The following is a 22,213-nucleotide window of genomic DNA, read 5'->3' on the forward strand; positions in this document are numbered from 1 at the left end:
CAAGATGCGGATCTTGGCTTGATTGCTCTCCTAAGTCTTTGCCTTCCACCAATTGCTTAAAGAGTTTAGATAGCGCATTCATCATCGTTGTGACCTCAATACATTCGATATGATATATACATAGTGATGATTGACGGCGATCACAAGCCTCTTTACACAATCCTTACTTAACGCCACCTAAGAGCACCTAGTGGATGAAGTCGGGTCATTAACGGGATGGCGTTATGGGTGGAAAAGCGATGCGCTTGCCTTCAGACGTCAAAATTTCGATCGATTTGGGGGCGCCTTTTTCATCGAGGTGGAGCTCGCCAATCGCGCTGGCATTAATCAGTCTGCGCAGTCCCTGGCAATCAGGATCACGTTTACGAACCTTCAAACGCTTACGTTTGGTAAACCAGTTGAGTGGCGAGCGCGGTGAATAGAGCAGTCTGTCCGCGTGATCGCAGATCGCCAACAAGGGCTCTGGGAACTGGCTCTTAAAGCCACTGCAGGTGAACTGATAAAGGTGTGGGCTATTTTTACGAAAGCGCAACTCTATGTCATAAGCGAAAGAGTAGTGCACATCGCCAGAGAGAATAACAAAGTTGGTCGGCGTCTGGGTATGAGTGAAAATACTCAGTAAGGTGTTGGCGCTGCCCGGGTGCGCCATCCAGTTTTCCGCATCCACCATCAAAGGTTTACCTAATAGGGTAACAATGCGTTGTAGCGTTTCGATAAATTTAACGCCAAACATAGGTGCAGGAGAAACGATGATCACTTTTTCTTGATGGAGCAAGGCTTGTTGCAGTTCCATCAACGCTTCCCAATCCATCAAACCTGACGGTTTGTTCATCCTAGATTCCGAGCGCCAGCGGCGGGTACGGGTATCGAGCACCAAAACCTTTGGCGAGGTGTCAATGGTGTAATGCCACTGCTCAAAACTGAGCAAATGCGCGATAAAAGCATCGTGATTCTGGGGGACGGGGTCTTCAAAATAGCGCTGCGCTAGACTGATAAACTCGGCGTCAAAATGGTCGGGCTCATTGCCCCAACCCTGACACAACCAGTAGCCGATCAGCGCGTTGCCAATAATCCGTTTGGAAAAGGGGTGCTGATAGACCTGATATTCCCAGCCGACGGTTAAATTCCAATCATCGGTGACATCGTGGTCGTCGAAAATCATGTAAGTGGGAATATGAGCCAACAGCCGTGCTACCTTGGGCAAGCCCTCCACAAACGCCTCCATGACGTGGGCTTCCTGCTCAAACGTGGTTTGCCATTGCTCGGGAATGGTCGGTAGTTCCGTCTCAGTGTTAGGCTTGTTGAGGCGTTCTCGATCCACATGTCGCCATAAGACGGGCGACCACACCAATAGGTACATCGCGATAAATTCCGCGCAGGCAATCAGGTGGTTCTCTGCCCCCGTGGCGCTGAAAACAGGCTGCTCAGAGGGCTTAAAAAAGGCGTGCCACCAGCGCTTGTCTGGGTGGTAGGTGGGCAAAATGTGCTCTCGGCCATAAAGGTGATGAGTGTGTCGGCGCAGCGCTTTGTCATTGTCAACACAGGCCCCTTCAAACGTCTCTCCTCTCAGACCGAGCAGATCGATAACTTGATCAATGGCATCTAATGTCGGCCCTGCAACATGATCGGCGTAGATTTGGTCTCCGGCCATCATCAGCAAATCTGGCCGCTCTTCAGGTGATTGGGCAGACACTTTCGCTTCCATTGCCACCAGTGCATCACCGCTGGGGTGATGTGGGTTTCGGCACGACCCATGCACAACGTAGTTTGCTTGGGTCGACAGGTGAAAGTGTAAGCGGGTCTCACCGGGATAGAGCAAATAAGGCGCCAGCTCAGCCAGGCCACCGTGAGGGGTGACAAAGTCGTAACTCAGTGTTTCGTTGGCTGGGAAATGGCCGCGAAAATGTGCCAAGGTCACGTACGCGTATTCGCCTATCCGAATCGATGAACACTGACTGAGTGAATCCTTCAATAGCGGTTGCCCTTGCTGGTAGAGCTCAAAAGAGCCGTGCAAAGGGGCAGAGGTTACCAACCAAAACACTAGATGTTCAGGCGTCGCTTTGCGCAGGATAGGGCCTGCAATGAGGTAGGGTAGTGTCGTTTCTTTACTCATCACTCTCTTTGGGGTTTGATGGCTCGGGTGCCAGCTCGGGGTCTTCGAGTCGCTCTATCACTTCTGAACTGGATTGCTCATGCGCCATCAAGACCAAAGTCAGCAGTGCATCGATTTTGCTTTCGCTATCGCTAGGCTCATTGAGTAGCGAGCCTAAGCGTTGTCGAATGAGATCAATTTCGTGCTCGACAAAGCCTCGCCCTTCTTCCTCTCCGGAGGATTCATCAGGTGCAGTATCAAAATGCATAAACAGCAGATCACCGTCAACGTGAGTGTCGAGGAGTTGCTCGGGTAACCACTCATCGCCGGTGACGATGTCTGGGTCGTCACCTTGAGGTAACGCACTTAGAAGTTTCTTTAGTTCAGATGCTTTCACAATGGTTCGATTTAAGAGATCATATAGCTATTCTAGCGGCTAACCGCGCTCAAACATAAGTACTAAGCACACTGATTGGCGACAAATTGTGTGGTTCAATCAATATTGGATACAAAATGGCAACAACCTCATCTCTTCATTGGCGCTCGTTTCCCTGCACCGCAGCGCTCACTTTAGTCGGCATCAGTGCTGCTCATGCAGACGCCTCTCAACCGGTTACGCAAAGTGAGCAGCAGTGGGGCATTGCAGCCATGGTGCGTACGGCGTCCATCCCATTTGATACGACGACTGGCGATCAATCGGTCAACACCTTCATTCCTATGCTGTTTTTTAGCGGCGACACCTTTTACATCGATGGCACTGAAGGCGGGGCGCATCTTTGGCGTGACGACAGCGAACAATGGCAACTTAATGCGTTGATGCGCTTGCGATTTGTCGACGTCCCTGCCTCAAAGCAAAACCAGCTTATTACCGACACGCTAGACGCCGGATTACAAGCACAATATACGATCAATGATGAATGGCGAATGAATACCGAGTTAATGGCGGATTCCGATTTTCGCTTTTACGCCAACCTGACGTTTAAAGGGGAGTATCAGTCGGGTGATTGGCAATGGTCACCGTATGCCAAAGTGCGCTACAAAGACGCTGACTTCAACAGCTACTACTACGCGATGTCCGAGTTTAGCGGCGAGACGGTCGGGGCAGGCGTTGATGTGAATGTGGGCATGAGTGCCCGTTATCATGTGATCTCGAATCTCTATCTTTTGGGTGAGACCAGTGTGACGCGCCTTGATGACAATGCCTATCAGGCCAATATTGTCCAAGACCGCTATCAAGGCGAGCTGTTTCTCGGCTTTGGCTTTTTTAATGATCAAGCACGCGCGCCAAAGTCTGAGCTGAATAACCATCGTTATCTTCGCGTCGCACACGGTTGGGCGACACCATCGAATATAGGTGAAATCTTCCGTTTTGATGCGGAAAAAGATCCTGATAACAACCAGTTGACGTCGCTGTTTTATGGCCATCCCTTAACGGATGAGTTGTTTGGCTTGCAACTGGATATTTATTTAACGCCGGGGATCGTTCACCACTGGTCATCGGACGTACAATCGGCGTCAACCGAATACGTCGCGGCGATCAAAGCCTACTACACGTTCAACTGGCCAACGCAATGGCGCTTTGGCGTCGCGGAGGGGATGTCGTACATTGACAGCATAACCCATATTGAGGGGGCAGAAATGGAACGTAAAGATAGAGAACCCAGCAAGCTTCTCAACTATCTTGATTTCTCATTTGATGTCAATGTGGGGGCATTGCTCGGCAATACCGACCTGAAACGTCTCTGGTTTGGCTACTCTCTGCATCATCGCAGCGCCATTTTCGAAAAAGCCTCTCAGTATGGTCGTATTAAAGGTGGCAGCAATTACAATACCGTGTATCTGCAATACGAGTTCTAATGAGTCGGCGTATTAGCGCCTCCTTTTCCCTGTCACGCGCCCAGTATGTTTGCTACGGGCGCGTCGCCACACAGTTGTGATACAATCCGCGCAGTTTTATCGACAGTAACAAAATAGGACATGCTTTGACCTCGTCACAGCCAGATAAAAAGAGCGCGCCAGCCGCGCAAGTGAATTCACCCGCTCAATTACGTAAGGCGTTGGAGCAGTGTATGCTTCGCGATCGCTTTCGTTTCAGTAAACGCATCAGCGGGGCAAGTAAAATCAAAAAGGACGCGGCGCGTCATGCCGCGTTTGATGACATCGCACTCGATATGGCCAAGTCTATCATGCAGGCCGAGCTGCGAGCGCAACACACGCCGACTATCGACTACCCAGCGCAGCTGCCGGTCAGTCAAAAGAAAGACGACATCGCGAAGGCGATTGCTGAGCATCAGGTCGTGATTGTGGCCGGTGAAACCGGCTCAGGTAAAACGACTCAGTTGCCTAAAATTTGTGCCGAGCTTGGCCGTGGTCAGTATGGCTTGATTGGCCATACCCAGCCCCGTCGTCTTGCAGCGCGCTCAGTAGCGAACCGTATTGCTGAAGAGATGGAAACGCCGCTCGGCGAGTTTGTCGGCTACAAAGTGCGTTTTAACGATCAGATTTCTGACAACACCCAGATCAAGTTGATGACAGACGGTATTTTGCTGGCTGAAATTCAACACGATCGTTTTCTCAATCAATACGACACCATCATTATCGATGAAGCGCACGAGCGCAGTCTGAACATTGATTTCATCCTCGGCTATCTGAAAGAGCTGTTGCCAAAGCGCCCAGATCTGAAAATCATCATTACCTCGGCGACCATCGATCCAGAGCGTTTTTCAAAGCACTTCAACCAGGCTCCGATCATTGAAGTTTCTGGTAGAACCTACCCAGTGGAGACGCGCTATCGCCCACTGAGCGGTGAAGACGAAAGCGATCGTGATCAGCTTGAAGGTATTTTTGATGCGGTGGATGAGCTGTGCGATGAAGGGCTCGGCGACATTTTGATCTTCATGAACGGTGAGCGTGAAATTCGCGACACCGCGGACGCACTCGCTAAGCGCAATCTGAAAAGTACCGAAATTGTGCCTTTGTACGCGCGATTGTCCGCAGGTGAGCAGAACAAAATTTTCCAACCTCACGCAGGGCGTCGAATTGTGCTCGCGACCAACGTCGCGGAAACCTCGCTAACGGTACCGGGCATCAAATACGTGATTGATCCTGGTACGGCGCGCATCAGTCGTTATAGTTACCGCACCAAAGTTCAGCGCTTACCGATTGAGCCCATTTCACAAGCCAGCGCCAATCAGCGTAAGGGTCGTTGTGGACGTGTGGAAGAGGGGATCTGTATTCGCCTCTACTCAGAAGAGGATTTTAACTCTCGCCCAGAGTTTACCGATCCTGAGATCTTACGCACCAACTTAGCGTCGGTCATTTTGCAGATGACGGCTCTGGGTCTTGGTGATATCGAAGCTTTCCCATTTGTTGAAGCGCCTGATAAGCGCAACATCCAAGACGGTGTGCGTTTGCTCGAAGAGCTCGGGGCGATCAACGAAAAAGCCAAAGATCCGAAAAAACGTCTTACTCCGACTGGGCGTCAATTGGCCCGTTTGCCGATTGACCCACGTTTGGCGCGTATGGTGTTGGAAGCGCCGAAGTATGGCGCACTCAAAGAGGTGATGGTGATTGCCTCTGCGCTCTCCATTCAAGATCCGAGGGAGCGCCCAAGCGACAAACAGCAATCGTCCGATGATAAACATCGCCGCTTTTTCCATGAAGAATCGGACTTTCTGACCTTCGTTAACCTGTGGGATTACATCCAAAAGCAGCAGAAAAAATTGACGGGCAACCAGTTCCGTAAGCAGTGTAAAGAGGACTATCTCAACTACTTGCGAATTCGTGAGTGGCAAGATGTCTATTTCCAACTGCATCAGTCAATGCGAGAGATGGATGCAAAACTCAATGATGAGCCTGCGAGTTACCAAGGGGTGCACAGTGCACTACTAGTGGGGCTATTGTCTCATATCGGTATGAAAGATCAGGAGAAGAATGAGTACCAAGGGGCGCGCAATGCGCGTTTTCATATCTTTCCTGCCTCTGGCCTATTCAAAAAGCAACCTAAGTGGATTGTCTCTGCCGAGCTGGTGGAAACATCCAAACTTTGGGGCCGCATTATTGCCAAGATTCAGCCTGAGTGGGTGGAACCTCTAGCGAAGCACCTAATCAAACGAAGCCACAGTGAGCCTCATTGGTCGAAGAAACGCGCAGCGGTCATGGCGTATGAAAAAGTGATGCTGTATGGCATCCCTATTGTACCCAAGCGCTTAGTCAACTACGGAACGATTGATGCTGCGGTCAGCCGCGAAATCTTCATTCGCAGCGCATTGGTTGAGGGAGAGTGGGAAACCAAACACGCTTTCTTCAAGCAAAACCGTAAGCTGCTGCAAGAAGTGGAAGAGCTCGAGCACAAGTCACGTCGACGAGATATTTTGGTCGATGATGATGAGCTGTTTGATTTTTACGATCAGCGTGTGGGGACGGACGTCGTTTCTGGGCGCCATTTCGATACTTGGTGGAAAGCGGCGGCAAAAGAGAACTCTGAGCTGCTCAATTTCGAAAAAGAGATGCTGTTCAAAGGTGATGCGAGCCATGTGACTGAGCTCGATTATCCGAATTTCTGGTATCAAAATGGTCTCAAACTCAAATTGAGCTATCAGTTCGAGCCCGGTGAGAATAGTGACGGCGTCACTGTGCACATTCCACTGCCGATTTTGAACCAAGTGGAACCCGTGGGGTTTGACTGGCAAATACCTGGTCTGCGCCATGAGTTGGTTGTCAGCCTGATTAAATCCTTGCCCAAAACGGTGCGGAAAAACTTTGTCCCCGCGCCCAACTACGCGGATGCCTTTCTTGCCCGTGTGACGCCGACGGAGCTGCCACTGCTCGATGCATTGGAAAAAGAGCTGCGCCGCATGACGGGTGTGGAAGTGTTACGTGAAGATTGGAATCTTGCTCAGCTCCCTGATCATTTGAAAGTGACGTTCCGCGCGGTTGATCATCGCAACCGTAAACTGAAAGAGAACAGCGATTTGCATGCGCTCAAAGAGAGCCTGAAAGAGCAGGTGCAAGAGACGTTATCGAAAGTGGCCGATGATGATATCGAACAGCAAGGTCTGCACACGTGGAGTTTTGGTGAACTGCCAAAAGTCTACCAGCAGAAGAGGGGTGGGTATGATGTCAAAGCTTACCCTGCCATCATTGATGGCAAAGACAGCGTAGAAATCAAGCTATTTGAAACCGAGCAAGAGCAGATTCAAGCAATGCAAGCGGGTCAGCGCCGTTTGATTTTGCTCAATGTGCCATCGCCGATTAAGTATCTGCACGCCAATCTGCCCAACAAATCGAAACTCGGTCTCTACTTTAACCCGTATGGCAAAGTGATGGACTTGATTGACGACTGCATCGCGTGTGGCGTCGATAAGCTCATTGAAGAGCAGGGCGGTTTGGTGTGGCAGCCTGAGAAGTTTGAGCAGCTGAAAGAGCATGTACGCGGCGAGCTTGGCGACACGGTCGTGGATATCGCCAAGCAAGTCGAAACAATATTAACGACCGCGTTTAACATCAACAAAAAGCTCAAAGGCAAAATCGACTTTACGATGGCGTTCGCTTTATCAGACATCAAAGCGCAAATCGAAGGGTTGATCTTCAAAGGGTTTGCGACGGAATGCGGCTGGAAGCGATTGCCAGACATCTTGCGTTACATGAAAGCGATTGAACGTCGGATGGAAAAACTGCCCATCGACCCGAATAAAGATAGGCTGCATATGCTGAAAATTGAGTCAGTGACCAATGATTACAAGGAGCTGCTCAATAAGATCCCTAAAGGGATGGCTATTCCTGAGTCCGTTAAAGAGATCCGCTGGATGATAGAGGAGCTGCGTGTCAGTTACTTTGCTCAGCAATTGGGTACGCCTTACCCGGTGTCAGACAAACGGGTGAAGAATGCGATAGATGATATCTAAGGTTACTTACCGAGTACGATTAAGCAGTGAATAGGTAGGCATAATACTTGCTTAGATTTAATCACGGTACGGTATTTTGACGATTGACAGGTAATGGATTGCCGCTTGCTACTCTCCATTACCTTTTTAAACGAGAGAAGGTTAATTATGAAAAAAACACTACTAGCGCTCGCTTTGATTGGGGCATCAGCGAACGCGTCAGCAGACTCATGGATTTACGGCGGCGCTTCAGTCGGTAACTCGGATTTCTTAGGAGATAGTTCAACGGCGTACAATGTTCATGTCGGTACGGGTATTTTGCCTTTTATTGGCCTTGAGGCGGGCTACAACAATCTTGGTGAGTTTGAGACGGGTACTTCAAAGGTCAAACTTGACAACGTTTACTTTGCGGCAAAACCAAGCATCAATCTTGGTCCCCTTCAAGTGTATGGTAAAGCTGGCGTGCACTCTTGGGAGCAATCTTCAAGCAACGCAGCACTAGAAGATGATGGCTACGACATCATGCTTGGTGTGGGTGCGGATTACCAAATCTTTGGCCCGCTCACTGTCGGTGCCAAATATGAGAACTACAAAATGGATAAAGAAGACATGGGCGTGTTCTCGCTAACGGCGTCGTTGAACTTCCTATAATCTTTGTTTATCCAGTCTTTAATGACCCAATGATCGAGGCGGCCAAATTGGCCGCTTTTTTTGTTGTTATACTTTCTGTTTTCTTTTGGACTTGTCGTACTCTTAAAACGGCATAACTTAAAACCATAGGTTTTGACGATTGAATATATAGGCGAAATAACCTCGTGAAATAGACAAATCTTTTCTATGCTTCCTGTGTCAATTCAAGCAATTCCTACACAACGTCAGGCTGTGTTTTTGATTTAGATCAAATAGGGTATTCAGTGCCCCTGCCAACATAGATGTGGTTTAGGAACAAATACATAAAAGCAAGAAAGGGATAAGCAATGAAAGATCAAAGCACTCAAGGGGCTGGTCAATGCCCAGTAATGCACGGTAGCCATACCGATGCCAGTTCATCCAATGTCGCGTGGTGGCCAAAGGCGTTGAACCTAGACATCTTGCATCAACATGACAGCAAAACGAATCCTCTCGGCGCGGATTTCAACTATCGAGAAGAGCTCAAAAAACTCGACGTAGAAGCGCTTAAACAAGATTTAAAAGCGTTGATGACCAACAGCCAAGAGTGGTGGCCTGCAGACTGGGGACACTATGGTGGCTTGATGATTCGTATGGCGTGGCACTCAGCAGGTAGCTACCGGACCGAGGACGGTCGCGGGGGCGGTTCGACCGGTAACCAGCGCTTTGCACCACTCAACTCTTGGCCAGATAACGCCAACCTAGACAAAGCACGTCGGTTACTTTGGCCAATCAAACGCAAATACGGCAACAAAATCAGCTGGGCGGATTTGATGATTCTTGCCGGTAATATGGCGTATGAATCAATGGGCTTTAAGACCTTTGGTTTTGCCTTTGGTCGTGAAGACATTTGGCACCCAGAAAAAGACATCTATTGGGGTAGCGAGCAAGAGTGGCTAGCGCCATCTGGCTCAGAGAATAGCCGTTACTCCGGTGAGCGTGATCTTGAAAACCCATTGGCTGCGGTAATGATGGGCCTTATTTACGTTAACCCAGAAGGGGTCGACGGTAACCCAGATCCACTCAAAACCGCTCAAGATATGCGCGTGACGTTTGCGCGTATGGCGATGAACGATGAAGAGACAGTGGCACTGACGGCAGGTGGACACACCGTCGGTAAGGCGCACGGTAACGGTGACGCGGGCGAGCTTGGTCCAGATCCAGAAGCCGCAGGTCTTGAAGAGCAAGGCATGGGCTGGATGAACCATAAGTCGCGTGGCATTGGTCGCAACACAGTGACCAGTGGTATCGAAGGTGCCTGGACAACTAACCCAACCCAATGGGACGACGGCTACTTTGATTTGCTGTTTAAGTATGAGTGGCAGCTCACCAAGAGCCCAGCTGGTGCGTGGCAATGGGAGCCGGTGGATATCGCAGAAGAAGATAAGCCGGTCGATGTGGAAGACTCATCAAAACGTTACAATCCAATGATGACAGACGCTGACATGGCGCTGAAAGTGGATCCTGAGTACCGTAAGATTTCTGAACGTTTCCACAAAGATCCTGCCTATTTCGATGAAGTATTTGCTAGAGCATGGTTCAAGTTAACCCACCGCGATCTTGGTCCGAAAGCACGTTACTTTGGCCCTGATGTTCCAGCGGAAGATTTAATTTGGCAAGACCCAATCCCAGCAGGGAAATCCGACTACGATGTTGCGGGTATGAAAGCGGCGATCGAAGCAAGCAACCTGAGCGTCAGTGAATTGGTGACAACGGCTTGGGATAGCGCTCGTACCTTCCGTGGTTCGGATAACCGTGGCGGTGCAAACGGTGCGCGTATCCGTCTTGCTCCACAAAATAACTGGGAAGGCAACGAGCCTGAGCGTTTAGCCAAGGTACTGGCTGTGCTAGAACCGCTTGCTGCGCAGTTTGGCGCTAGTGTTGCGGATACCATCGTACTTGCCGGTAATGTCGGTGTTGAAAAAGCGATTAAAGCGGCTGGGTTCAATGTACCTGTTCCATTTGCACCGGGTCGAGGTGATGCGATCGATGCGATGACAGATGTGGAGTCTTTCGACGTGCTGGAGCCTTTAGCGGATGGTTTCCGTAACTGGCAGAAGAAACATTATGTGGTGAACCCAGAAGAAATGCTGCTCGACCGAGCTCAGTTGATGGGCCTAACCGCGCCAGAAATGACAGTACTGCTTGGCGGTCTGCGCGTTATTGGCACTAATCACGCTGGTACTGAGCATGGTGTGTTTACTGACCGTGTCGGAGCACTGACCAACGACTTCTTCGTTAATCTAACGGATATGGCCTACAGCTGGGAGCCGAAAGGTCGCAACCTGTACCACATTAATGACCGTAAGACAGGCGAAACTAAGTGGACGGCCACACGCGTTGACTTAGTCTTTGGTTCTAACTCTATCCTGCGCGCTTACGCAGAGGTGTACGCACAAGACGACAACCAAGAAAAATTGGTCAAAGATTTCGTCGCTGCGTGGACCAAAGTCATGAACGCGGATCGTTTTGATTTAGCGTAACTCTTGTTATCTAATCTAGGTTTCACAAACCGCTCTTCGGAGCGGTTTTTTTGTGGCGGATTTTTTGCGAGAGGTTGAGGGGTAGTGAATAGTGTGATCAAAGAGGTTTCCAATCATGAGCAAAATGGGTCACAGTGGTGCCATGTGAGTGACTCGAACCGATAAGGAACAGGCATGACTAATCAACTACCGCTGATGTTAAACAAGGCGACCACGGGATTGCTGATCATCGATGTGCAAGGTGAGTTAGCGCGTCTTGTACAAGAGAGTGATTCGCTGATAGCCCATTGTCTCGCCTTAGTCGAAGCAGCAAAAACGCTGGCGCTGCCTATTGTCTGGGTCGAGCAACACCCAGATAAATTGGGTAAGACCACGCCTGAGCTTCAAGCCGCCTTAACTCCGCATCAACCATTGGCAAAATGGACATTTGACGCCAATGCTGAGCCAGCGGTGGTGGAGGCTCTCAATCAAAGCGCTCGAACCCAGTGGTTAGTGTGTGGCATAGAGACGCACATTTGCGTCTATCAAACAGTGCTTGGGCTTAAGCGTTTAGGATGGGAGCCTCATCTTGTGGTGGACGCAACATCATCGCGAACGATGAGCAACAAGCAGTTGGCGTTAGAGAAGATAGCGCGAAGCGGTATAGCGCTGACTAGCGTGGAAATGGCGCTCTATGAACTGGTGAAAGATTGCCGAGCCCCTGACTTTAAAGCGCTATTAAACCTGGTGAAATTACTCTCCAACCGGCAATCTCCCAGATAACAAAACGGCCTCGTAATGAGGCCGTTGGACAATGAATAGCGAGTGGCTTGCGATTAAGCTTCTTGCTTTTGCAGCTCTTGCTGTTTCTCTTCTTCAACCAATGCATCAACGATAACCGCACACGCTGCATCACCTGTGATGTTAAGCGCAGTACGAATCATGTCAAAAATACGGTCTAAAGCGAACAGCAGTGGTAGACCTTCGATTGGAATACCAGCCGCAAGCAGGACAGCAACCACAAGGAATGATGGACCCGGTACGCCCGCTTGGCCAACTGCACCTAAGGTCGACGTGACGATGATCGCAATGTATGCACCCATCGATAGGTCAATATTGAACAGTTGTGCGAAGAAGATGGCCACCAAGCCGTAGTAAATGGCGTTACCAGACATGTTGATGGTCGCACCTAGCGGCAGTACGAATGATGCCGTTGAGTTTTTCACACCCAGCTCGTGCTCCACGGTGTCCATGGTGACGGGTAGTGTTGCCATAGAAGAGGCGGTAGATAGTGCAACGGCTTGTGGCTTCTTCATTGCAACTAGGAACTTCTTCGCAGATGTCTTCGTGAAGATGTGAACCATCAGCGGGTAGGCAATGAAACCGAAGATAAGAATCGCGGCAACGTAAACAACGAATAGTTTGAATACCACCATGAGTGCGCCAAATCCAAACGTACCGACTGCTTCAGCCATCAGGCCAAATACACCGATAGGAGCGATGATCATCACTTTGTTGATCATCCAAACCATCGCGTCAACAATGCAGTTTACGCCGTTGATGATAGGTTCGCGGCGTTCTTTCGCTTGCTTCGAAATCGCAATACCAAAGAACAGACAGAACACAAGGATCTGAAGGATGTTCGCATCATTGAGTGATTGGAAAACGTTGGTTGGGATCATACCAGTGACGGTTGCCCAGAAAGTTGGAAGTTCACCCTTTGAAGCATACTCAGCTGAGAACATGCCTTCAACACCAGAGACATCAACGCCTAGACCCGGTTTGAAGACTTCACCCATTACCAAAGCGAGGGCAACGGCAGCGGCAGAGGTCAGGCCGAAGTAGGCCAGTGTAGTGATGCCCACTTTACCCGCATTTGAGCTGTTGCCCAGACCCGCAGCCCCTGAGATCAATGCCACAGCGACCAATGGGATCACGAGCATCTTGATTAGGTTGATAAAGATGGCACCAAGAGGCGCAAATACTGTCGCACCATCACCCATCATGGCACCAACGGCAGTACCAACGATCATTGCAATCACGACTTGCACGCCGATGTTGCTTAGCAAACTCTTTTCTTTTAACACTTCCATAACCTCTGTGCTAATAAATTATAAAATCCTAGAATTACCCTCTAAGTGAAAACTTATCTTTGGATAATAATATCGTGAGGTTTTTTACACGTAATTTTTACAATTGGCAATAGTCGGAGGGAGTGATCGGAGGAATAAAATACAAATTTATTGATAAACGACAAGTTTTCACAACAAAGCAAACGTTTGCTTGTTTCGGTTTAATGGTAAATATAATGACTTGGCGAATAACTTGGTCTGGAATGATTGATTGGAGGGGTTGTTTGTTTTGTTAATGAAATGTTCGGTTTCTCACGAAAATGAGAAACCGACTTCATAGAAAGTAAAACGGAAAGGGGTTAGCGTTGTGTGGCCGCTTTCATCTCGCGAGTGAAAGTGGCGAGTTCCGTTAACATTTTTTCACAATCTTCGCGGTTTGTTTCGATGATGTTTACCACGGCCGACCCAGAGATCGCGCCTGCTGCACCGGCATCGAGCGCTTGTTTGACCTGACTAGGCTGCGAAATACCGAAACCGAGTAACGCCGGTGGCGCATCGAACTGGCGCAGTTTATCCAGCATATGATCAACGGGCATATTCGCTTTGGTTTCTGCACCGGTGACCCCAGCACGTGAGAGCAAATAGGTATAACCACCACCCAGGCTAGCCACCTGCTTCAACGTTTCGTCACTAGCGGTCGGCGGGGCGATGAAAATCGGGTGTACACCAAATTTCTCCGCGGCGGCGACAAACTCAGCACTTTCATTGGTGGGAACGTCGGCGATCAATACCGAATCAATGCCTACTTGGGCACAGCGTTGGTAAAAATGCTCAATACCGCGTGCGTAGACGAGGTTGGCATACATCAACAGACCGATCGGTAGCTCAGGGTATTGCGCTCGAATCTTGCCGATTTGCTCAAAACAGAGATCGGGTGTCGCACCGGCATCAAGGGCACGAATGTTGGCCCCTTGAATGGTCGGGCCATCGGCCAGCGGATCTGAAAACGGAAAGCCAAGCTCTAGCGCATCCGCACCTGATTCGACAAGGGTCTGCATTATGCGCAGGGATTGGTCTGGGTTTGGATCACAGACTGTGACGAAGGGGACAAATGCGCCTTGGTTACGTTCAGCGAGTCGCGCAAACATGTTTTGATAACGGCTCATTAGATCACTCCTTTTTCTTCTAATAGGGCGTGCACAGTGAAAATGTCTTTATCCCCACGACCGGATAGGTTGACGACCAACAACTGTTCTTTTTCTGGATTTTCTCGCGCCATTCGCAGCGCATGAGCGAGGGCATGCGAGGACTCGAGCGCAGGAATGATACCTTCATGACGAGCGAGTTCTTGGAAAGCGTCAAGGGCTTCGTCGTCAGTGACGTTGTCGTACTCCGCTCGGCCAATCGCATTGAGGTGCGCGTGCTGAGGACCAACCGATGGGAAATCCAAGCCAGCCGATACTGAGTAGGACTCTTCGACTTGTCCGTGCTCGTCTTGCATCAGAGGTGCTTTCATGCCAAAGAAAATACCGGTTTTACCGTGTTTGAGCGGTGCGCCGTGTTGGTCCGTATCGATGCCTTTGCCTGCGGGTTCCACACCGATGAGGCGAACGCTCTCTTCTTCAATAAAATCTGCAAACATGCCGATGGCGTTTGAACCGCCGCCTACACAGGCAATCACGGCATCAGGCAAGCGCCCTTCGCGGGCAAGAATCTGGTTCTTGGTCTCTTCGCCAATAATGCGCTGGAATTCACGTACAATGGTCGGGAAGGGGTGCGGGCCTGCCGCCGTACCCAAGAGGTAATGCGCGGTTTCGTAAGAGCCCGACCAGTCACGCAGCGCTTCATTACACGCATCTTTCAATGTCGATGAACCAGAATGGACGGGAATCACCTCTGCGCCCATCAATTTCATGCGAAACACGTTTGGGCTTTGACGTTCGACATCTTTTGCCCCCATGTAGACGCGACATTTAAGGCCAAGCAGTGCGCAGGCCAACGCGGTGGCGACCCCATGTTGACCCGCGCCTGTTTCGGCGATGATCTCGTCTTTACCCATGCGTTTGGCGAGCAGAGCTTGACCCAACACTTGGTTGGTTTTATGCGCGCCGCCGTGAAGTAAATCTTCACGTTTCAGGTACAGCTTTGTCTTGGTGCCTTTGGTGAGGTTGCTCGTTAAGGTGAGTGCGGTTGGGCGTCCTGCGTACTCTTGCAGCAGAGACATAAACTCACTGCGAAAGTCATCATCCTGCTGCGCGTCAATAAAGGCTTGCTCAAGTTGTTCAAGTGCAGGGACTAGGATTTGAGGGACATATTGACCGCCATATTCACCAAAGTAGGCGTCGAGTTTTGCCATGATGTAATTCCTATCTATGTTGTCGCGATTGCTCGCGCAATCAGTAATGTCTAATGGCTGCAAACGCTTGTTGCAGCTTCTCTTGATCTTTTTTACCCGGCTCGCTTTCTACCCCTGAATTGAGATCCAATCCGAGGCAGCCCTGTGAGGCCGCTTTTTGGGCATTAAATGGGGTGATTCCACCGGCGAGCATGATGCGCTCAGGGTTGTCAATCAGTGACCAGTTGAACACAAGGCCGGTGCCGCCTGTCTGGCTGCCCACCTTGGTGTCCAACAGATGACGATCCACTCCTTTATCGATAAGCGTCGGGAGCGAATCTTTAATGCCGTACGCTTTCCAAATCTCAACCCCTTCTGGCAGTGCGGCTTTCAGCTCGCGCACGTAGTTCTCATCTTCATCGCCGTGTAGCTGCACCGCGCTTAAACCGAGGGATTGTACGCGCTCAGTGACGCTATCAAGCGGCTGGTTTTGAAACACGCCGATATAGCGCAAAGGCGCACCGCTCATGGTTAATCGTGCAGTTTCAAGGTCTACATAACGTGGAGACGCTTCGACAAAAATCAGCCCGCCAAACACGGCGCCAGCTTGATACGCTTTGGCGGCATCATCAGGGTGAGTGAGGCCACACACCTTGTTTTCACCTAGGGTGACTTTGCGCACCGCCAGCTCAAGATCTTCTTCAGCCATTAAAGAACTGCCAATCAAAAAGCCATCGGCGTAGTGGGCCAGAACACGGACTTGCTGGTGGGTATAAATGCCTGATTCCGAGATGATAATGGCGTCTGGCGCAAGTTCGCGCAGCGTCGGCGCCAGTGCTTTCGTGCGACTAAGATCGGTGCTCAGGTCGCGCAAGTTACGGTTATTGATGCCAATGACACGGGCGCCCAACTGAACAGCGCGGTGCAACTCTTCTTCGTTGCTCACCTCGGTCAAAACGCCCATGTTGAGGCTATGAGCCGCCGACTCTAACGTTTTGTATTGCTCATCATTAAGGACCGAGAGCATCAGCAGAACCGCATCCGCGCTGTAATGGCGAGCTAAGTAGACTTGGTAGCTGTCGACCATAAAGTCTTTACACAACACGGGTTGTCTCACTTGGCGGCGCACTTGAGGCAGAAAATCGAAGCTGCCTTGGAAGTATTTCTCATCGGTCAGTACCGAGATAGCATTGGCGTGCTTGTCGTAGATAGAGGCGATGTAGTCCAGATTGAAATCATCGCGGATCAGCCCTTTCGATGGTGAGGCCTTTTTGCATTCGGTAATGAACACCGTCTGTTCACTGCTTAACGCGTCATAAAAACTACGATCAGAAGGCTCGAGTTCTGACTGAAATGTGCTCAGAGGCTCGGCGATTTTGCGCTCTGCGACCCACTGGTACTTATCACGTACGATCTTAGCCAGCACTTCCGCCATTTGTGCTTCTTGTTGTGAGACGTGTTCGGAGAGTTGCTCCGTTGAAGGTGTGTTGATGTCAGTCATGGTCTCTATTCCTTAAGCATGGGCGGCAAGGCGTTGAACAAGCTCAAACGCTTTACCGGAATTCATTGCCTCGATGGCTTGTTGAGTGTTGGCTTTGAGATCGTCGTGGCCAAATAAGCGCATCAACAACGCAACGTTTGCCGCGACCGCCCCGAGTTGCGCCTCTGTGCCTTTCCCGGTGAGCATATCGGTAATGATGGCTTGGTTTTCTTGTGGCGAGCCACCTTTGATCGCCTCTAGCGGGTGTTCACCTAAGCCAAAATCCGCAGGAGTGAGGGTGTATTCGATGATTTGCCCCTCTTTGATCTCAGCCACCGTTGTCGGGCCATGAATGGCCACTTCATCCAAGCCACTGCCGTGCACCACGGCCGCGCGCTTCATTCCCATTTGTAACATGGTTTCCGCAATAGGACGAACCAGTTCTTCACTGTACACGCCCATCAACTCGATGTTGGGGCGGGCTGGGTTAATCAGTGGGCCTAAAATATTAAAGATGGTGCGAGTTTTCATCGTTTGGCGTACCGGCATCGCATGACGCACGCCGCCGTGATATTGCGGCGCGAACAGGAAGGCGACGCCGAGTTCATCTACCGCTTTACGAGTCTCTTCTGAGCTCATCGCGAGATTGATACCAAACGAGTCGAGTAAATCTGATGAGCCAGATTTGCTCGAAACGCTGCGGTTGCCGTGTTTGGCCACTTTTAGCCCACACGCGGCGGCGACGAATGCTGCGGTGGTCGAAATATTGATGGTGTCGTGACCGTCGCCACCGGTGCCGACAATGTCGGCAAAATCGTAATCTGGACGTGGGAACGGATTGGCGTTCGCCAACAGAGCTTTGGCCGCACCAGCAATCTCATCGGGTGTTTCCCCTTTGATTTTCAGTGCCGTTAGCGCTGCGGCCATTAAGATCGGATCCAGTTCGCCACGGATAATGACATCGAACAGCTGTTGGCTTTCAGCTTGTGTCAGTGAGATTTGGTCATACAGTTTGTTGATGATGGCTTCCATTGTGCTTCTCCAATTCTTATCCGTGTTGTTTCTCAAGTGCCCAGTCAATCGCGTTGGCGAGCAGTGTGGCGCCATAAGTCGTCATAATCGACTCTGGATGGAACTGGAATCCACACACTTTATCCTCTTCTTGAACCACTGACATCACTAAGCCATCCACTTCTGCCGTGACCGTTAACGTCTCAGGCACCTTGGTGGCCACTAAAGAGTGGTAACGAGCGATGGCGAGCGGTGACGGTAAGTTTGCGTAGGTCGCGTGCTTTTGATGTGACATCATGGAGACCTTGCCATGAACGATGTCTCCCGCACCTTCCACCACGCCACCATAGGCTTCAACAATCGCTTGGTGGCCAAGGCAAATGCCGATCATCGGTACTTGGCCTTTTAGGCGTGTAATCAGTTCTGGCATTGAGCCTGCTTCGGACGGCGCCCCCGGACCAGGTGACAGCAACACCACAGGGTTGTCGAGTTGATGAACGGCTTGCTCAATTACCTCGGCCGCAATGTGGTTGCGATAAATTTTGACGGAGTGACCTAGTGAGCGAAATTGGTCGACCAAGTTGTAGGTAAAGGAGTCGAAGTTATCAATAAATACGATGTTCGCCATGAGATTACTCCTTATGAGCCGCTTGAATAGCGGCAATCACCGCCTGTGCTTTGCCACGGGTTTCGTCAGCTTCAGCTTGTGGGTCGGAATCAAACACCACACCAGCCCCCGCTTGGACTTGTGCAATACCATTCTCAACGTAGGCCGAGCGAATAACGATACAGGTATCGAGCGTCCCTTCGCCAGTTAGGTAGCCGACGGCACCGCCATAGCTGCCGCGCCTGGCGCCTTCGACATCGCGAATCAATTGCATAGCGCGAATTTTAGGCGCGCCAGTGAGGGTGCCCATGTTCATGCACGCTTGGTAGGCGTGCAGCGCATCAAGGTCGCTGCGCAGTTGGCCCACCACGCGTGAGACGAGGTGCATCACGTGGCTGTAACGGTCCACTTTGAGGAGATCGGCGACGTGGCGTGTCCCCGCTGCACTGATGCGAGCGACATCGTTGCGCGCCAGATCCACCAACATCATGTGCTCGGCGTTCTCTTTTTTGTCTGTGCGCAGCTCCAGTTCAATTCGGCTATCGAGGTCAAAATCAATCTCGCCGTTTACACGTTTACCGCGACGGCGGGTGCCGGCAATAGGGTAAATCTCGACCTGGTTGGTGTGGGTTTCGTATTTCAATGCACTTTCAGGTGAGGCGCCAAACAAAGTGAAGAGTTCATCTTGCATGTAGAACATGTAAGGGCTTGGGTTGCTCTCTTTAAGTGCTTTGTACGCCGCCAGTGGTGAAGGGCAGGGCAAGGTAAATCGGCGTGACGGCACCACTTGAAACACATCACCTTTAACGACGTACTCTTTGAGATCTCGAACGGTCTGACAGAAATCATCATCGCTGACGCTTGGTACGGCATCGACTTGAGCCAATTTTTTTGCCTCAGGCAAAGGTTTTAGTGCTTGGCACTGAGTTTTGATTGCCTCAAGACGAGCGCGCAGCGTCGGCGCTTCACTCTCGTTGGCAAATAGGGTCGCTTGAAGTTCGCAGCTTTCGCGTTGGTGGTCGACAACCAACAGAGTTTCAGCCACATAGAAGACGTAGTCAGGACATTGGTTGGCTTGGGTTGCATCACCGAGTGGCTCAAAATTGGCGACCAAGTCATAGGCAAATAAACCGCCAAGAAACAGCGCGTGCTGATCGTGCGCTTTGAGATCGAAGCTATGTTGAATCAAACGTAACGCATCAAACGACGATGCTTCGCACAGACGAGAGTCCTCATCGAGTGTGTCGCACGGTGCCTCAAAATGCAGCGTCAGCGTGGTTGGGGTCGCTTGGTGTCGAATCGTGTCACGAATATTGTGGCGAAGATGGTTAAGTAGGTGCTCGCCGTTGGCTGTGAGAGCAGTGAAGGTAACACTGTGGCCCATACAGACGATGCGCACTGCCGAGTCAACAATCAGCAAGCTTTTCAGGTTTTGCTTCGAGTCGATTTCTGCCGATTCAAGCAGCAGGCTATCTGTTTTGTACTCACACAAGGTGTGGAAAAGCTGCGTCGGGTCTTTGGCATACGGCGCACTGGCTTGAATGATATCAAGTTGACCTAGCTTTTTAATTTCAATGGCCTTGTTCACAAGACCTCCTTATTCATTCTTATATCCTGGTGCCATAGTGGCATAAAGCATCGGTTTACCCAATCGAGATTTGGCGAAAAATGCCTACTCTTTAAACACTTAAACCAGAATTGTAAACAACAAAAAGCCCGCATTGGAGCGGGCTATGACACGATGAAGAATCGATTACTTACGTGCAACTGCCCACTTAGCCTGTAGCCAAGTGCGCCACCACACCACAAGGTGCGTTGCAAACGTGGTTGGCAAACAAAAAATCGTATCCACCAGAACGCCAATCGCATCGGTAGCGATCACTTTCACATTCTGATTTAGGTTAATTTCTTGTAACATAGTGTGCCTTGACTAAAAAATAGTGCGCCTTAACGTTTTGCCGGTTAGCGAGCTAACTCAACGACTCTGAATTTGTGTACTAGTTAACTAGTGCAAAGATAAAAAGTCAACCAAAAAAATGAAAATATGAGAATTGATTTACACAGCCATACCACTGCCTCAGACGGTCGACTCAGCGTCACTGAACTGATCGACAGAGCGCTAGGCTTTAACATTGACGTATTGGCGATCACTGACCACGATACGGTTGAGGCGCTCGCACCTGCCCGCGCCTACATCAAAGAGCAAGCGCTGCCCATTGCCTTAATCAATGGAATCGAGATCTCGACCGTATGGCAGAACAAAGACATTCATATTGTCGGGTTGAATATTGATCCTTATGCCTCGTCACTAACCCAGTTGATTGAGCAACAGCAGCAGCACCGTGTCGGTCGAGCGCAGCTCATTGCGCAGCGTTTAGAAAAAGCGACCCGCGAAGGCATATTTGAAGACGTGAGTGCCATCGCGGGCGACGCGCCCATCACTCGCGCGCATTTTGCCAAGTGGTTAGTGGATAATGGTTTTGCGAAGACGATGCAACAGGTGTTTAAAAAATATCTAACACGCGGTAATCCCGGCTACGTGCCGCCCAGTTGGTGCTCAATGTCTGAGGCGGTAGAGGCCATTCACGCTGCGGGTGGTCAAGCGGTGCTCGCTCACCCCGGTCGCTATGACTTAACGGCCAAATGGCTAAAACGGTTGTTGTCGGCGTTTGTGGAAGCCAACGGCGATGCGATGGAAGTGGCTCAGCCACAACAAAGCCAACAAGAAAGACGCAATTTGGCCGATTATGCTATACAATACAAACTATTAGCTTCCCAAGGCAGCGACTTCCATTATCCTTCTCCTTGGATGGAACTGGGGCGCAATCTATGGCTGCCTTCTGGCGTCGAACCAGTATGGAAAGAGTGGGGCTTATCGCTCACTGATGACCTTACTGGCCAAGACTAAACATGATGTGTTATAGAGTCGTGAGACTCGATATTGAGGATTATTATGAGCCAGTTTTTTTATGTTCACCCAGAAAACCCGCAAGCGCGCTTGATTACCCAAGCGGTCGCCATCATTCGTAACGGCGGGGTTGTGGTTTACCCTACCGATTCTGGTTATGCGCTTGGCTGCCAACTTGAAAACAAACAGGCACTTGAACGTATTTGTCAAATTCGCCGTTTGGACGAGAAGCACAACTTTACACTACTGTGTCGAGATCTCTCTGAGTTGTCACTCTATGCTCGAGTGGATAACACCGCCTTCCGCTTGTTGAAAAACAATACGCCAGGTCCGTACACCTTTATCTTCAAAGGCACGAAAGAAGTCCCACGCCGTTTGATGAACGCAAAGCGAAAAACCATCGGTATCCGTGTCCCTGATAATCGCATTGCTCTGGATTTACTCGAAGCGTTAGGCGAGCCTTTGATGTCGACCTCGCTTATCTTGCCGGGCAACCAGCACACTGAGTCAGACCCGGAAGACATTCGTGATAAGTTAGAGCATGCAGTGGATGTGATCCTCAACGGTGGATACCTAGGCGAACAGCCCACCACAGTGGTCGATTTTAGTGATGGTGACCCAGTCATCGCGCGCATTGGCGCAGGAGATCCGCAGCCGTTTGAGTGATCAAAAAAACGTGATCTTTGGCAAGG

17 protein-coding genes are annotated in these 22,213 nt (G+C 50.4%); 7 read left to right on the top strand and 10 right to left on the bottom strand.

Annotated elements, in window-relative coordinates; translation table 11 throughout:
* Positions 1-208 precede the first annotated feature (208 nt).
* Positions 209-2,113 carry an alkaline phosphatase D family protein gene (locus AC6R0R_RS16805; RefSeq protein WP_500627553.1) on the bottom strand — a complete coding sequence of 635 codons (1,905 nt, stop codon included), beginning with the start codon at positions 2,111-2,113 and terminating at the stop codon, positions 209-211.
* Positions 2,106-2,489: a VC1380 family protein gene (locus tag AC6R0R_RS16810; RefSeq protein WP_500627554.1), complete on the bottom strand. Its 384-nt coding sequence runs from the start codon at positions 2,487-2,489 to the stop codon at positions 2,106-2,108. The genes AC6R0R_RS16805 and AC6R0R_RS16810 overlap by 8 nt, the downstream gene beginning before the upstream one ends.
* Before the next feature lie 116 nt (positions 2,490-2,605).
* Between AC6R0R_RS16810 and AC6R0R_RS16815 the strand changes: the two genes are divergently transcribed.
* The 5 genes from AC6R0R_RS16815 (at position 2,606) to AC6R0R_RS16835 (ending at position 11,891) form a co-directional block, all read left to right on the top strand.
* On the top strand, positions 2,606-3,949 hold the full coding sequence (locus AC6R0R_RS16815; RefSeq protein ID WP_500627555.1) for a MipA/OmpV family protein: 1,344 nt from the start codon (positions 2,606-2,608) through the stop codon (positions 3,947-3,949).
* 125 nt (positions 3,950-4,074) lie between these two features.
* On the top strand, positions 4,075-7,998 hold the full coding sequence (gene hrpA, locus AC6R0R_RS16820; protein ID WP_500627556.1) for an ATP-dependent RNA helicase HrpA: 3,924 nt from the start codon (positions 4,075-4,077) through the stop codon (positions 7,996-7,998).
* Positions 7,999-8,145: 147 nt separating this feature from the next.
* Positions 8,146-8,628 carry an outer membrane beta-barrel protein gene (locus tag AC6R0R_RS16825; RefSeq protein ID WP_500627557.1) on the top strand — a complete coding sequence of 161 codons (483 nt, stop codon included), beginning with the start codon at positions 8,146-8,148 and terminating at the stop codon, positions 8,626-8,628.
* Positions 8,629-8,954: 326 nt separating this feature from the next.
* Complete coding sequence (gene katG, locus AC6R0R_RS16830) at positions 8,955-11,129, top strand: catalase/peroxidase HPI (RefSeq protein WP_500627558.1); 2,175 nt, start codon at positions 8,955-8,957, stop codon at positions 11,127-11,129.
* Positions 11,130-11,324: 195 nt separating this feature from the next.
* Positions 11,325-11,891: an isochorismatase family protein gene (locus tag AC6R0R_RS16835; protein ID WP_500627733.1), complete on the top strand. Its 567-nt coding sequence runs from the start codon at positions 11,325-11,327 to the stop codon at positions 11,889-11,891.
* Positions 11,892-11,944: 53 nt separating this feature from the next.
* Here the strand turns inward: AC6R0R_RS16835 and AC6R0R_RS16840 are convergent, their stop codons facing one another.
* The 8 genes from AC6R0R_RS16840 to AC6R0R_RS16875 form a co-directional block, all read right to left on the bottom strand.
* Complete coding sequence (locus AC6R0R_RS16840) at positions 11,945-13,201, bottom strand: dicarboxylate/amino acid:cation symporter (RefSeq protein WP_487901184.1); 1,257 nt, start codon at positions 13,199-13,201, stop codon at positions 11,945-11,947.
* Between the two features lie 338 nt (positions 13,202-13,539).
* Positions 13,540-14,346, bottom strand: coding sequence for a tryptophan synthase subunit alpha (trpA, locus tag AC6R0R_RS16845; protein WP_500627559.1), 807 nt, complete (start codon positions 14,344-14,346; stop codon positions 13,540-13,542).
* Positions 14,346-15,536 carry a tryptophan synthase subunit beta gene (gene trpB / locus AC6R0R_RS16850; protein WP_500627560.1) on the bottom strand — a complete coding sequence of 397 codons (1,191 nt, stop codon included), beginning with the start codon at positions 15,534-15,536 and terminating at the stop codon, positions 14,346-14,348. The genes trpA and trpB overlap by 1 nt, the downstream gene beginning before the upstream one ends.
* A 40-nt stretch (positions 15,537-15,576) precedes the next feature.
* Positions 15,577-17,016: a bifunctional indole-3-glycerol-phosphate synthase TrpC/phosphoribosylanthranilate isomerase TrpF gene (gene trpCF / locus AC6R0R_RS16855; RefSeq protein WP_500627561.1), complete on the bottom strand. Its 1,440-nt coding sequence runs from the start codon at positions 17,014-17,016 to the stop codon at positions 15,577-15,579.
* Between the two features lie 12 nt (positions 17,017-17,028).
* A complete protein-coding gene (gene trpD, locus AC6R0R_RS16860; protein WP_500627562.1) occupies positions 17,029-18,027 on the bottom strand; it encodes an anthranilate phosphoribosyltransferase in 999 nt (332 codons plus the stop codon).
* Positions 18,028-18,043: 16 nt separating this feature from the next.
* Positions 18,044-18,634, bottom strand: coding sequence for an aminodeoxychorismate/anthranilate synthase component II (locus AC6R0R_RS16865; RefSeq protein ID WP_500627563.1), 591 nt, complete (start codon positions 18,632-18,634; stop codon positions 18,044-18,046).
* Between the two features lie 4 nt (positions 18,635-18,638).
* Complete coding sequence (locus AC6R0R_RS16870) at positions 18,639-20,201, bottom strand: anthranilate synthase component 1 (RefSeq protein ID WP_500627564.1); 1,563 nt, start codon at positions 20,199-20,201, stop codon at positions 18,639-18,641.
* A gap of 165 nt (positions 20,202-20,366) precedes the next feature.
* A complete protein-coding gene (locus AC6R0R_RS16875) occupies positions 20,367-20,531 on the bottom strand; it encodes a hypothetical protein (protein ID WP_500627565.1) in 165 nt (54 codons plus the stop codon).
* Positions 20,532-20,657: 126 nt separating this feature from the next.
* On the opposite strand from AC6R0R_RS16875, the gene rnm reads away from it, so the two are divergent.
* Positions 20,658-21,521, top strand: a complete 864-nt coding sequence (gene rnm, locus AC6R0R_RS16880) for an RNase RNM (protein ID WP_500627566.1) — start codon at positions 20,658-20,660, stop codon at positions 21,519-21,521.
* A gap of 45 nt (positions 21,522-21,566) precedes the next feature.
* Positions 21,567-22,187: an L-threonylcarbamoyladenylate synthase gene (locus AC6R0R_RS16885; protein WP_334552436.1), complete on the top strand. Its 621-nt coding sequence runs from the start codon at positions 21,567-21,569 to the stop codon at positions 22,185-22,187.
* The last annotated feature ends 26 nt before the right edge of the window (positions 22,188-22,213 follow it).

This window comes from Vibrio sp. R12-SW3-ISO1 (genome assembly GCF_059834005.1).

What these genes read in the sequence shown, in the direction of transcription:
- AC6R0R_RS16805 (WP_500627553.1), bottom strand. Translation starts at nt 2,113, where the DNA reads ATGAGTAAAGAAACGACACTACCCTACCTCATTGCAGGCCCTATCCTG.
- AC6R0R_RS16815 (WP_500627555.1), top strand. Translation starts at nt 2,606, where the DNA reads ATGGCAACAACCTCATCTCTTCATTGGCGCTCGTTTCCCTGCACCGCA.
- AC6R0R_RS16825 (WP_500627557.1), top strand. Translation starts at nt 8,146, where the DNA reads ATGAAAAAAACACTACTAGCGCTCGCTTTGATTGGGGCATCAGCGAAC.
- katG (WP_500627558.1), top strand. Translation starts at nt 8,955, where the DNA reads ATGAAAGATCAAAGCACTCAAGGGGCTGGTCAATGCCCAGTAATGCAC.
- AC6R0R_RS16835 (WP_500627733.1), top strand. Translation starts at nt 11,325, where the DNA reads ATGTTAAACAAGGCGACCACGGGATTGCTGATCATCGATGTGCAAGGT.
- AC6R0R_RS16840 (WP_487901184.1), bottom strand. Translation starts at nt 13,201, where the DNA reads ATGGAAGTGTTAAAAGAAAAGAGTTTGCTAAGCAACATCGGCGTGCAA.
- trpA (WP_500627559.1), bottom strand. Translation starts at nt 14,346, where the DNA reads ATGAGCCGTTATCAAAACATGTTTGCGCGACTCGCTGAACGTAACCAA.
- trpB (WP_500627560.1), bottom strand. Translation starts at nt 15,536, where the DNA reads ATGGCAAAACTCGACGCCTACTTTGGTGAATATGGCGGTCAATATGTC.
- trpCF (WP_500627561.1), bottom strand. Translation starts at nt 17,016, where the DNA reads ATGACTGACATCAACACACCTTCAACGGAGCAACTCTCCGAACACGTC.
- trpD (WP_500627562.1), bottom strand. Translation starts at nt 18,027, where the DNA reads ATGGAAGCCATCATCAACAAACTGTATGACCAAATCTCACTGACACAA.
- AC6R0R_RS16865 (WP_500627563.1), bottom strand. Translation starts at nt 18,634, where the DNA reads ATGGCGAACATCGTATTTATTGATAACTTCGACTCCTTTACCTACAAC.
- AC6R0R_RS16875 (WP_500627565.1), bottom strand. Translation starts at nt 20,531, where the DNA reads ATGTTACAAGAAATTAACCTAAATCAGAATGTGAAAGTGATCGCTACC.
- rnm (WP_500627566.1), top strand. Translation starts at nt 20,658, where the DNA reads ATGAGAATTGATTTACACAGCCATACCACTGCCTCAGACGGTCGACTC.
- AC6R0R_RS16885 (WP_334552436.1), top strand. Translation starts at nt 21,567, where the DNA reads ATGAGCCAGTTTTTTTATGTTCACCCAGAAAACCCGCAAGCGCGCTTG.